Raw genomic sequence first — 12,193 nt, forward strand, 5'->3', positions numbered from 1 at the left:
CTTCCTGTCAGGAGCAGTCGGATCAGCCCGCTACCGGACGGGTCGGCACTTGCGGTGGGGCGCCAGTCGGCACCTTGCCTGACAGCTGATTGAGGCTGGCGGCATACTAATGCGTTCATCCGCGTTGGCCTCCATGCAGTTTCAGTGTCCAGTAGCCGAATTGGGGTTGTGACAGGTCATTGTCGCAACGGGCGATCTGGTCATTGTCCAGTCTTATCAGTCCGCCGCCGGATTGGTCGGCGTAGCGTGCGCCGACACGCTTGAAACGGTTCAGGCAGACGGCCTCGACGCCGTCCAGCGCCATCAGCCACTCGACCAGGTCGCTGGTATGCAGATCTTCGCCGAAGGCCTGCCGGCCCGGGGCGAAGAAACCTTCGGGACCGGTGCCGAGCCGCTGCGCCACGGACTGGCGGATTTCCGACTGGAAATAATGCGCGCCGACCCGCAGCGACAGGCCAAGGCGGATACCCACCGGGGTGGCATCCTGCAGCCAGACCTCCTGCCCCGTCATGCGACGGCGATCGAGTAGCTGACGCAGGATGGCACGGCTGTTCGGCGATTCGGTCCAGGCCACCGGTGCCAGGTTCTCGCGCCAATGAAAACGGTCGACGGCATCCTGCAGCGCGGCCAGGCCGTCGCCGCCGAGCTGGTCCGCCGGGGTCTGCTCGAGCTGCAGGTTGCCGGCGAGCACGCAGCTGAGGGTCAGGGTCTGCCAGGAGCCGGTCCAGCGCAGCTGGCTGGCGGCCCGCAGCACCAGCGGGTGGTCCTCGAGGCGTTCACGGTAATCATCCAGCGACACCATGCGGCGGTTGCGGTGTACCGCCCGTGGCCCCGCGAGGCGGGCCGCATCCATCAGGTGAGCCTGGTCGCGCCAGCGGCGCTCAAGTGCAGCGGTGGCAAAACTGCGGTGGGCGCCTATATCCAGGTCCAGCGCTTCTCGCAGGTTATGCACCTCGAAACCCAGCAACAGCAGAAAATCCCGCTCGGTGGCGCGGTCGCGCAGATCCGGCACCGTGCCCAGACTGTCGGGCGACTCGCCGAGCCAGGCCAGCAGCCGACGCAGGTTGGCGGGCACCAGCAGGTCCAGGGCGAATTCGATGCTGGCAATGTCATGGCCACGAAATTGCAACAGGTGGCGGACAAGCAGTGGGTCGGACCAGGCGGGCTGGTACTGTTCGCGCACCGCGTCGTAGCCGATCAGCGCGAGTAGCCGGCGCAGGCTGTCGGGACGGCGGGCGCTGTCGAGAAAGGCCTCGGCGTGGGCACGGTCGAGCTGGTCCGACAGCCGGTCCAGGATGACCGACAGCGTTTCGACCAGGATGACCTCGAGGTCGGCGGGGGTCCAGCGGCGACGTTGCGGAAAGCGGCCGGCCAGTTCCTCCAGCATGCATAGCCGGAAGCTGTCATAGTCGCGGCTCAGCCAGTCAAAATCATCGCCGATCACCGGCAGCGGCCGGGGGAGTTCGACCCGGCGCAGTCCGCAGTCCTGGCAGCCGGCTTCAAACAGCAGTTCGGGGATCGGGGCTTCAGCCATGTGTCTGGCCTCCCGAAAGCTCGTACTCGACGCTCTCGCTGTGGTTCAGTGCCGTCAGCCGGTAACCGATGCGGATCATCAGCCGCTCCGGGAAGTCGGCATCGGCACCGACCTCGATGCTGAGATCCCGCGGATCGACCTCGCCAGCCAGCGCATCGGCAAGGTTGCTGTGCAGGCGCTGGCGGGTGACCTGCCAGAGTGCCGTGTTCTGCGGCTCGAAGACCAGGCTGCGGATACCGGCGCCAAACTCGGGCCGGAACCAGCGCTCGCCCGGATCGGTGAACAGCACCTGTTCAATCTGGTCGCGAATATGATCGATACGGGTACAGGTGCCCGCACCGTCGGCGCCGAGGCGGAGCGGAAAATCCATGAAGTCTGGCTGGTTCAGCTTGCTCATTGTGCCCTCCTGGCCGCCGAGTGCGTCAGCTGGCTGTGGTCTTGGTGGTCAGCGTCGACATCTCTCCCTGGGGAATCGGTGGTGAGCTGGGAGAGCCCGGCGCGGTACAGGTGTGCATGTGGGTGGCGAAGAGCGCCAGAAAGCTGCTGCCCTTGATCAGCGGCTCGCCCCCGGCGCCGCCGACCGCTACCTGGCTGCCGTCGATGGTGATCATGCTGCCCTTGATCTTGATCTGGCCGGCGCTCATCTGAATCTCGTTGCCGTTGGCATCCGATATTTTGGTGCCACTGGCATCCATGACCAGCTTGTTGCCGTTGCCATCCTGCAGCGTGGCCTTGTTGCCGGCGGCATCCAGCGTCAGGCGGCTGCCGTTGGGGTCGCTGAGGTCGACCGTGCCCTGTTCATCGATATTCAGTTCGCTACCCGCCGGGTGGTGCAGGCGGATACGCTCGGCGCCGCTCTCGTCATCGAACTGCAATACGTGCCCGGCGGGGGTCTTCAGTACCCGGGTGGTGGGCTCGGCTTTCTGCGCCTCGTCCGGCACCGGCTGTTGCGGCTGCCAGAAAACGCCGGTCCAGATGGGGTAATCCTGGTTGCCCTCCTCGAATTCGACCCAGACCTGGGCACCGACCTCCGGCACCATGAACAACCCCTGGTCGGCCAGGCCGCCAAACGGCAGACAGGGCAGGGCCCAGAAGGTGTCCTGCTGGCCGAACACCGATGGCACCCGCACCCGCACGCGGGCGCGCTGTTCCGGGTCCTGGTTGTCGACCACGAAGCCACGAAACTTGCCGTAGTACTTTTGCTGGACCTGCTTGATGGTGTTCTGGATGGCATTGCCCATAACTGGTCTCCCTAAATCACGGCGGCCAGCGGGCTGGCACTGCTGTCGAGATCGTCACCGTAGCCGTTGCGCAACAGTTCGAAACTCTGGCGGTAGCCGCCGGCATCGAAACGGTGTTCGACGTGGCTGACGAACCAGCGGCCGCCATACTGTTCGCCGATGCCATCGAGGCTGACGGGATCTCCGGGCAGCAGCACGTGGCCGTAGAGGCTGCCGTCGAGCTCACCGCCGGCCTTGATGCGCAGCGCCTCCTCGTTGACCAGTGCCTGGGCGCGCTGGCGCGCCTGGCTATCGCTGCCGAGCCCCTCGCGGCTCAAGCGCCAGGCGAAGTCGCCGTGACCGCCGGTGACTTCGTCCGCCGGGCGACTGCCGAGAGTGTCCAGGTCGCTACTCACCGACTGCTCCCGGGTCTGGTCGTCGTTGTCGCCGGCGATCTCGTAGATCACCTGGGTCGGGTGATGGCCATCGTCGTCGAGTTCGAAGCGGATCGCGTGGCTCGCCGGTCCCGCGTAGACGAGGATGGTTGGCTGGGCGGCGAGGTCGAGCCGCGCGGGGCCGAAGTAGAGTTCGCCTTCACGGAAGAAAAAGTCGTAGCCGTTCTCTTCGGCGCGCTTTTTCAGAAAACGGATATCGGTTTCGTTCTGGTTTACCACCAGGTCGCTGAACCCCTCGCCAACCGGCTCGATCAGGCCGATACCGGCTTCGCCGGTGATGCGGCGAACAATCTCGCTGTCGCTGACCGGTACCCGGTCGCCCCAGCGGAAATTGCGCTGGGTGCGGTCGAGCAGCAGTGAGGTGTCCTGGCATATCAGGGTCACGGTGGCACCGCCCTGGTCCTCCGGCAGGTCCACTTTTACCTGGCGAATGTAGCCGTCGAATACCGGCGCCTCCTGGTCGCCGAAGCTGGCGGCGATGGCGATTTCGGCCCAGGGGCGGATGCGGTCGTCGTCGTGCACATTCCAGCGACCGCCTTCAAGCCGGCGGGTTTCCAGCAGCAGCGTGGCTTCGGCACTTTCGCGCCGATCCAGCACCGCGCTGAGTTCAACCAGCAGCGGGTAGAGATCGTCGATCTCTTCGCCGTTGATGCGCACGATGCAGGCGGCGGGGTCCCGAATCGGCAGGTTCAACCAGTCCGGCAGCATTTCAGTCTTTCCTCTGTGGTATCAGGATGGCGCGACCGACCCAGTCATCACTGAGTAGTTCATCGGCGTCTTGAAGACAGGGGGTTGCGTCCTGCATCTGCGAAAGCCCTCCAGAATGGTCGCAACAACAACTCAATAGACCGAAATTATTTCGTCGCATTTCAGTCTTTCCTCTGTGGTATCAGGATGGCGCGGCCGACCCAGTCGTCACTGAGCAGTGCATCGGCCTCCTGTAATTCCGGGCTTGCATCCGGAACTTGGGAGTGCCCCCCAGAATGTTTGTAACGGCGCAAGTACATTCAGTCTTTCCTCTGTGGTATCAGGATGGCGCGACCGATCCAGTCTTCACCCAGTAAGGCGTCGGCGTCTTGAAGATAGGGGGTTGCGTCCTGCATCGGCGCAAGCCCACCAAAATGGTCGCAGCAACAACTCAATAGGCCTGAATAATTTCGTCGCATTTCAGCCTTTCCTCTGTGGTATCAGGATGGCGCGACCGATCCAGTCTTCACCCAGTAAGGCGTCGGCGTGCTGGAGTTCCGGGTTGGCATCCAGAATGCGCCACCAGAGGCGGTCGTCATTGAAGTAGTGCCGGGCCAGGGTATCGAGGCGTTCGCCTTCGACGACGCGGTGCTCGATCATGCCCTCGGCGGTGGTGACCGCGCGGGGGCCGACACCGCGGAAGCTGCTGTCAGGTTCGAAGGGGCGGTGGGGCTGGTAGCGGGAGTTCTTCAACAGCATGATGCTCTCCTGCGGTTAGAAAAGGTTGGCCAGCGCATTGCCGGCGCCGCTGGCGAAATGCAGCCCGGCGCCGAGGGCCTGGCGGATTTTTTCCGTGTGGTAGAAGGGATTGTTGCCTTCGATGACCTGCACGCTGAGGCTGACATTGGCCCGGTAGGGGCGCAGGGTCGGCAGGTGCGCGGTCTCCTCGACCTGGACGCTGGTCAGGAAAATTGGCAGCACATGGCTGCCCCAGACCAGCAACAGCACCGAGGGATGTTCGTCGCGGGCAAAGGCGCGTGGTGATCCCAGCCCCATGCCCGCCAGCACCTGCACGCCGCCGGGCCCCTGTACCTTGGGCTCCACCATCGAGCGCAGCGTGTCGAGCTCCGGCTCGATACCGAACTCCACGGCCACCGTATGGCCCGGCAGGTTGCCATCGGCCATGCGATCGGTGGCGTCGAGCAGGATATCGAGGCTGAACTGTTCCGGCTCGACACTGACACCCTGCGCCACCCGGCTGGTTTCCCAGGGGAAGGCGAAGTCGTAGCCGCCGCGGGTGCCCGGCGCGTTGCCGGTGGTAATCGAGACGGAGCGGGTGCGGCTCAGGGTCTGGGGATTGAACTCGAACTCCAGTATCAGCGGGGGCAGGCTGAGCCCGTATTCGACCAGGGCACCACGGCTGACTTTGGGAATCATGCTGTACCTCCAGTGACATCGGATACCTGCTGCAATGCGCTGCGATGGATCTGCCGGGCGATGGCGCCGGCGATGGCCAGGTTGCTCTGGTGGCTCGAGAGTTCGAGCGCAGGCAGGCCCAGCTGCGCAATGTTGAGTGGCCCGGGCCAGTCGAAACGCTGCAGCTCGCTGCGCAGCAGCCTCGAAATTGCATGCTTGCGGTGGCCCAGGCTTGCCGGGAAACTGAGGTTCAGGCGGTCAATCTGCAGTGGCATCCCTGTCTCCTTCGATACTGAGGTGTTGTGCCAGCGCACCCAGCTGGCTTGGGCTGACCTGCGCCTGTTCTTTGGCCAGTTCGCGCAGGATCGCGAGACTGATCTGGGGATAGCCGATGGCCCCGCCTGCCGCCGCTGCGAGATAGGCTGCGTGCAATGCGGCATTGCGAATCTGCCCGCCGGTGAGATTGACCGCGGCGGCCACGGCGTCGAGATCGAGGTCTGCCGTGCGCGGTGCTTTGGGTGGCAGCAGGCACTGCCAGAGTCTGCGGCGCTGAGCCTGGTCGGGGCGCGGGAACTCGACCACCATCTGGAAGCGGCGGCAGAACGCCTTGTCTATCTGGCTACGCAGATTGGTGGTCAGGATGCAGGGGCCGTCGTGACTCTCGATCCGTGCCAGCAGGTAGCTGACTTCCATATTGGCGTAGCGGTCGCGGGCCTCGCGCAACTCGCCGCGCTTGCCCATCAGGGCATCGACCTCGTCGAACTGCAGCACGACGCGGCGGCCGTGGGTGGCGTCGAACAGCCGGCCGATATTCTTCTCGGTTTCGCCGATGTACTTGCTGACCAGTGCCGCCAGGTCGACGCGAAAAAGCGGCCAGCCCAGGGCATTGGCGAGCACGCTGGCGGCCAGGGTCTTGCCGGTGCCGGAGGGGCCGGCGAACAGTGCTACCGGGCCACCGGTAAGCTGGCCACCCCAGTCATCGACCACTGTCTCCCGGTGTTCAAGCCAGAGCATGAATTCCTGCAGCATGCGCAGGGCCTCAATGGGCAGTACCAGGTCGTCCCAGGTGGCGGTGCTGCGCATTGCGATGGCACCGGGCGGGGCGTAATCCTGCTCGGTCCAGCCCATCAGCCGCGCCAGCGCCAGCCGGTCCGGGCTGATGCTGCCAAAGGGGCTGTCGTGATCCCGCTGCACCAGGCCCTGGCGTTCAAGTTGCTGCAGCGCCTGGCGAAGTTGCAGCAGCTCTTCGTCGGGCAGGGCGAGAAGGCTGGCGATCAGCGCCTCGCAGGGCGCCGGCTCGCGGTTGCTCTGCAGATCCTGGTAGAGCCAGCCGATGCGCGGAATCAGCTGCGGTGCCAGTACGCAGGCCAGGACATCCTGTGCCAGGCCATCGAGCGGTTGTGGCAGCCCGTCGCGCCACCAGCTGCCTGCACGCAATTGCGAGACCTGCTGCTGTCGTGCCCTGAGGTCATCGAGCAGGTTCTGCGGCGGGCCCTGGTTCGCTTGCAGCAGGCAGAGGCAAAGCAGCTCGACCCGCTGCCATTCACACCAGTGCGCCTGGTCCGCTGCCGGTTGCGAAGCGGGCTCTAGACGCGACTGCAGGGCGATGCTCATGCCGGCACCCCCTGGTACAGTTCACACCCCTGTTGCGACGTAAAGGCTGGCAAGGCGCTGGAACTGGTGGTCGGACATCGTGCGGCAATCATGCTCAGGCTCCCCGGTACAGGCTGATCAGCAGCGGATTGCTGCGCAGTGTCAGCGGCGGGCTGCCGGGCATTGGCTGGTACTCCCGGGTGGCGTGCAGCAGCAGTTGCCAGCGGTCGTGTTCGGCATCGATATCCAGTGGCGGCAGGTCGATTTGTGGCAGCGCGACCGGAATCAGGTCCGGATCCAGGCCTTCGGAACTGATCACCAGGTCGATGCCGGGCAGGCTGGACCAGCGTTCGCCTTGCCATATCTGCCATTCCAGCGTCACGCTTGCACCGGCAAGACCCGCCAGCCAAAGCGTTGGCGTAAACAGTGCCGGATCCGTGACGTCGACGTCCAGCGACAGGCTGCCGATGCACTGCTCGCCATCGACCCAGCAGGCCAGCGGTGCCCAGGCTGGATTGGCCGTGTCGACCTGCTGTGCCGCTGCCAGCGGAACATGCAGGCTGCCGTCGAACGGCGCGTGGCGGGCGTCGATGTCGGCGCCGGTGTCCAGGCCGAAGGTTCCGACCCTGGGTGGCTCGCCACGGCGTTCCTGCGGCATCACCGGCGCCAGTGCGAATTCGTACACGAGCGAGGGACGAAAGCCGGTGTCGCCCTGAATCGAACAGAGCTGGTTGAGCTGCTCATCGCTGGATGGATTGAACACCACCTGCAGGCGCAACTGTTCGTCGCCGATCTCGATCAGCGGCAGCACCGGGCGTTCGTGGAACAGCGCCATCACCAGCCCCAGCAGGCGCAGGTCGTCGGCGCCGGGATTATCGATGTTGTCCTCGGCGGCCATGCAACTGACCATGCAGAACAGCCGCAGTCGCCAGGGCTCCTGCGGGTGTGCGACGGCCTGGAAGCCGGACGGTTCGAAGCGGTAGAAAAACAGGCTAATGCGGTGTTCGTCCTTCTTGCCGGCGATTTCCGCCGGGGCGCCCAGGTAAATATGGATGTCGTGAGTGACGGCCTGCAGGCCGACACGGACATACTCGGCCATGGCATCACAGATCTCGTAGAAGGAGGAGCTCGGAATCGGCATCTCAGAGACTCCTGGTCAGGCTGCGGCTGTCATTGCCGGCACTGGAGCTGCGCGCAGTGCTACGTTTGTTGCGGGTAGCGGGTTCGCGCTCGACAACGCGGATATGGATCTCGCCGATATGTACCGGGTCCAGAGCGCGCCGCCTGTCGTCGCGGGCACCAGGCGGGTGACTGCTTGGGTGTTGTGCCTGATCCGGGGATCGCCGGGCTCGGGATACAACGGCTGCCGAGATGGGTTCAGGTTGGGATGGCGCCTCGTCGCTGGGAGGGCGTCCGTTGTTGGCCTGATCAGCGGGGGCGGCGAACGGCTGTCCGGATGGGGCCTGTGCCGGGGTCTCGGTTGCCAAATCGGGCTCCCGGGCCTCGGTTGCACTGTGCGTCTGGCGCTGCCGGTTTGCGCTAAAAGGTGCACTAAAGGGTGCGCTAAAAGGGTCGCTGGCCAACGGTTCTGGCTGATTATCGGAAAGGACCGCAGGTGCTTCGGGCGCTGCTGGCGCAGGACTGGATGGCACCCGGGCGTGGCTTTCGTGCCCTCTCGATGGTGCGGCATTGCCGGGCGACTCGCCCTGTGCTGGACGGGTGGCGGCAGGGGGCACCGCTGGCGTCTCGAGTGCCCCGTTGTCGGCCGCACCTGTCGCTTGCAGCGGCTTTAGCGGGGGAACCGTGCCTGCTACCAGGTTCACCGACTGGATGGGTGCCGGGTCTTTGCGAGAATGGGGCTCAGATCGGGGTCGCATCCGCTGACCGGCTGGAGCGGGTTCTCCTGTATCTGCGGGCCGCTGCGAGACGGTGTCGTGGAGTGGGCGAGTGCTGCGCTGGGCCGCAACAGGCCCCTCGGCCAGCCAGGCTGGGCCTTGTCCTTGGGGACCCGGCCCTTGTAGTCCAGGCTCGCCAGTGGGTGCCTGTGTCGCCGGGCGGTGCGCTTCACGTATCAGTCTCTGGAGATAGCCGTTCATCCCGGGCCTCCCGCATAGCGCGTCTGCATGCCGCGGTCACCATCAATGCGCTGCAGGTACTGGCGCCGGCGGGGTTCGGGCAGTGCCAGGATTTCCGCCTCGCTCCAGTGGTAGGCCGCCGCGAGCCGATGGATATCATCGAGTAGCGGGTCCAGCGCGGGTACCAGTCCCTGGCAGGGATCGAATGCCAGGCGGTTGGTGGTGCCGCACTCGGGGCAGTCGGCATCCAGTGTTTCAGCCAGCTCCGGCACCTCGGCCTCGATGGCGGCCTCAACAGCTGCGATATCGGCGTCACTCAGCGCCGCATCGCTCGGCTCGATCAGCAGGCGCATCACCAGAGCCTTGCGGGTTTCGGGCTTGTCCTGTTGCTGTGCCAGCCAGCACAGGTCCCGGCCGTCGGGTATCCGCAACGTCAGTGGGCCGGCCGAGGTTTCGGCGCGGGCGAAGGGAAAGTTGGGCCCGGCAGCAGAGCAGGGCAGGGCCTGTAGCGACAGTGGCACGTCGAAGGGGTGCTCACAGGCGTGACAGCGCAGGTGCCACCACTGCGGGTCCGGTTCGCGCCGGGCACGCCACGCCAGCACGATCGCCTGGCGGTCGGCGAGACAGAGACGCTCCACCCGCGCCCGGGTGGCCGGTTCGCCGCCCAGGTGCTGCAACAGTTCACACAGCAGGTCGGTGAGCCACTGCCCCCGCGACGCTGAGGTTTCGGCGAGCCTGTGCAGGCGCATGTCGAGCGAGCCCGACGGCGCTGTCAGGGCGAAGCCCCGCTCCAGCCGGTCGTCGAGCAGCAGGCCACCGGGCAGGTGCATCATGATTCAGTCGGCTCCGATACACCCTCATCACGCTCCCAGCCTTCGTGCTGGATGGTGATGGTCTGTATACCGACGGCATTCATGGTGCCTGCGTCGAACTCGGGCAGCGCCTGGAATTCCGATACCCAGGCGCGGTAGACGCGGTAGGACATCGCCACCTCGCCCTGCAGGTTAAGGACATTGAGGACAATATCCTTGCGGTATTCCTTGAGCGACATTGCCGCGTTGCCCTGGATATTGTTGACCAGGTTGGCCCAGTCCTCGAACACCGTATCGTGGGTCAGTCCCTGCTCCAGGGTAATGGGCTCGTAGCTGGTGCCGCCTGGCAGCACCCGCTCGTGGGCCGGATCGCCGGCGGTGCGCCATTTCACGGCTTCGGTGCTTTTCTTCAGAATGCTCATTTTCTTCAGCCCGGCGACCGGGTTGCCGTCGATCACCACCTGAAACATGAAAGTGCGGTAGGGGTCGTAGCGGTGCGCATTGACCTTGAACATCGGTGCGGCCATGGTGCAGCCTCCTTGGGATTTTTACCGGGCATTTGTACCGGACAATTATTGCTGGGCGACTTTCTGCTGGATTCGCAGGATCACGAACTCGGCCGGCTTCAGCGGTGCGAAGCCGACCACCACGATCACCTGGCCGCGGTCGATATCGCCCTGGGTCATGGTGTCGCCCAGGCCACAGCGCACAAAGTAGGCGTCGTTGGCGGTGGTGCCCTGGAAAGCGCCGGCGCGGAAGAGACCATTCATGAAGGAGCCGATATTGGCGCGCAGCGAACTCCACAGCGGATGGGCGTTGGGCTCGAACACCGCCCACTGGATGCCGTTATAAATGCTCTGCTCGATATAAATGGCCGTGCGCCGTACCGGCACGTAGCGCCACTCGGGGTCGGCGCGGGTAGCCAGGGTACGGCTGCCCCAGATGACCGGGCCGTAGCCGGCGCGCTGGCGCAGACAATTGATGCCGGAGGGATTGAGGCCGTCCTGTTCCAGGTCCTCAATCGTGTATTGCAGGCCGCTGACGTTGACGCGCGTTTCGACGCCTGCCGGTGCTTTCCAGACGCCGCGGCGGGTATCGTTCTTGGCCCAGATAGCGGCGGCGATTGACGAGGCCGGGACATGTAGCGTTTTTCTGGCGGTGGGATTGGAGTCGGGGTGGTACAGCGGATTGCTCACGCTGACCCAGGGGTAGTAAAGCACCGAATAGGTCGAGGTCGGCAGGCTCAGGTCGCTGACATCAGTCGCATTTTCCAGTTCGGTGTCGGCCGGCGGATCAATTATCAGCACCCGGCTCATGGTGCTCTCGCAGTGGGTCAGGGTGTTGGTGATGTAATCGTTACTGCTGCCATCACTGGGCCACTGTTCACCCGGGAGCAAGAGGATGGATACGTCCCTGTATTTGCGTAAGGTCGTCGTGTAGAAGCTGGCGTAGTCGTCGGCACTGGGGCCTGAGCCGTTCGCGCCGCTACCCAGGGTGCTGAAGCTGGTGGCATCGTCCGGATCGTTAAGGTCCGGCAGGCTGCTGGCACCGTCCTCGAGGCTCACTTGCACCAGGCGGGAGCCGCCATTGATGACCTTTTCGACAAAATTATCGGCCGCAGGGTCGATACTCAGACCGACAAAGCCTTCGGCGGGCAGTGGCACAAAATCGCCGCCGGATTCGGTACCCAGGTGCAGGTCGAACTCGGCGCCGTTGGGGTAGACTGCCACGCGCAACAGGTCCCCCCAGGTACCCTCGCTACTGGCAGTGACATGCAGGATATCGCTGCCGCCGTTTTGCAGCGTTACCGTGGACGCCACCGGCGTGCCGCCGCGGATGTTGCAGACATAGGCGGCCTTGCCACCGTTCTGATAGAAGGCGCGCACGGCGAGTGCCATGGCGTCGCTCTCGCTGCTGACGCCCGAGGCCTGGCGAAAGTCGCCAAACTGGGCAATGAACTCATCCCAGGTGCCGATCAGTTCGGGCTGGTTGGCCGGTCCGCGGAATGCGCGGCCGACGAAGGCGGCGACCGAGGTAGAAACACCTTCTATCGGACGCGAACCGCTGGGGATTTCTTCGATATAGACACCGGGATGTAGATAGCTTGCCATGCTCAGGCTCCTGAATGTGAAGGCCAGAAGAAGGTGGCAAGCGAGCAGGTACAAGACCGTGGGGCTTCCCTGTTTCCCCTGAATCCTTAATCCCTTTACTGCAATTGTCGGGCGGGTTTCTAACGCTTGTTTTAACGTAGTTCAGGTCTTGACGACGCCAAGATGAGAATCTCGCACGGTGTTTGGCAAAACGGGTGAGTAGAATTTGAATTGATTGACAATTGGTTATTTGTTGAGCTCCAGTCGGTGTGTAGTTTCATAATGTTGTTGTCATCCGGAGTCAGTGAGCG

General features: G+C 64.4%; 13 protein-coding genes. All 13 read right to left on the reverse strand.

All coding sequences use genetic code 11. The features are described from left to right. Nucleotides 1-115: 115 nt before the first annotated feature. The 13 genes from KDW95_RS19125 to KDW95_RS19185 all read right to left on the reverse strand — a co-directional run bounded on the left by KDW95_RS19125 (nt 116) and on the right by KDW95_RS19185 (nt 11,903). Entirely contained in the window at nt 116-1,534 is a 1,419-nt protein-coding gene (locus tag KDW95_RS19125) for a hypothetical protein (protein ID WP_255853373.1), read from the reverse strand. Beyond that, entirely contained in the window at nt 1,527-1,931 is a 405-nt protein-coding gene (locus KDW95_RS19130) for a GPW/gp25 family protein (protein WP_255853374.1), read from the reverse strand. Before KDW95_RS19130 ends, KDW95_RS19125 begins: the two co-directional genes overlap by 8 nt. 25 nt (nt 1,932-1,956) lie before the next feature. Continuing rightward, nucleotides 1,957-2,775, reverse strand: coding sequence for a phage baseplate assembly protein V (locus KDW95_RS19135; protein ID WP_255853375.1), 819 nt, complete (start codon nt 2,773-2,775; stop codon nt 1,957-1,959). A gap of 11 nt (nt 2,776-2,786) precedes the next feature. After that, nucleotides 2,787-3,917 carry a phage late control D family protein gene (locus KDW95_RS19140; RefSeq protein ID WP_255853376.1) on the reverse strand — a complete coding sequence of 377 codons (1,131 nt, stop codon included), beginning with the start codon at nt 3,915-3,917 and terminating at the stop codon, nt 2,787-2,789. A gap of 459 nt (nt 3,918-4,376) precedes the next feature. Continuing rightward, nucleotides 4,377-4,655, reverse strand: coding sequence for a hypothetical protein (locus KDW95_RS19145; protein WP_255853377.1), 279 nt, complete (start codon nt 4,653-4,655; stop codon nt 4,377-4,379). A 15-nt stretch (nt 4,656-4,670) separates the two neighbouring features. After that, a complete protein-coding gene (locus KDW95_RS19150; RefSeq protein WP_255853378.1) occupies nt 4,671-5,333 on the reverse strand; it encodes a CIS tube protein in 663 nt (220 codons plus the stop codon). Continuing rightward, entirely contained in the window at nt 5,330-5,587 is a 258-nt protein-coding gene (locus KDW95_RS19155) for a hypothetical protein (protein ID WP_255853379.1), read from the reverse strand. The genes KDW95_RS19150 and KDW95_RS19155 overlap by 4 nt, the downstream gene beginning before the upstream one ends. After that, on the reverse strand, nt 5,571-6,926 hold the full coding sequence (locus tag KDW95_RS19160) for an ATP-binding protein (protein WP_255853380.1): 1,356 nt from the start codon (nt 6,924-6,926) through the stop codon (nt 5,571-5,573). Before KDW95_RS19160 ends, KDW95_RS19155 begins: the two co-directional genes overlap by 17 nt. 94 nt (nt 6,927-7,020) lie before the next feature. Beyond that, complete coding sequence (locus tag KDW95_RS19165) at nt 7,021-8,046, reverse strand: Pvc16 family protein (RefSeq protein ID WP_255853381.1); 1,026 nt, start codon at nt 8,044-8,046, stop codon at nt 7,021-7,023. Nucleotide 8,047: 1 nt separating this feature from the next. Further along, nucleotides 8,048-8,392: a hypothetical protein gene (locus KDW95_RS19170; RefSeq protein ID WP_255853382.1), complete on the reverse strand. Its 345-nt coding sequence runs from the start codon at nt 8,390-8,392 to the stop codon at nt 8,048-8,050. A gap of 605 nt (nt 8,393-8,997) precedes the next feature. Next, nucleotides 8,998-9,813 carry a hypothetical protein gene (locus KDW95_RS19175; protein ID WP_255853383.1) on the reverse strand — a complete coding sequence of 272 codons (816 nt, stop codon included), beginning with the start codon at nt 9,811-9,813 and terminating at the stop codon, nt 8,998-9,000. Beyond that, nucleotides 9,810-10,319: a phage tail protein gene (locus KDW95_RS19180; RefSeq protein WP_255853384.1), complete on the reverse strand. Its 510-nt coding sequence runs from the start codon at nt 10,317-10,319 to the stop codon at nt 9,810-9,812. The genes KDW95_RS19175 and KDW95_RS19180 overlap by 4 nt, the downstream gene beginning before the upstream one ends. A 45-nt stretch (nt 10,320-10,364) precedes the next feature. Next, nucleotides 10,365-11,903, reverse strand: a complete 1,539-nt coding sequence (locus KDW95_RS19185) for a phage tail sheath family protein (protein ID WP_255853385.1) — start codon at nt 11,901-11,903, stop codon at nt 10,365-10,367. Nucleotides 11,904-12,193: the final 290 nt, after the last annotated feature.

Source organism: Marinobacterium rhizophilum, assembly GCF_024397915.1.
GTDB lineage: Bacteria > Pseudomonadota > Gammaproteobacteria > Pseudomonadales > Balneatricaceae > Marinobacterium_A > Marinobacterium_A rhizophilum_A.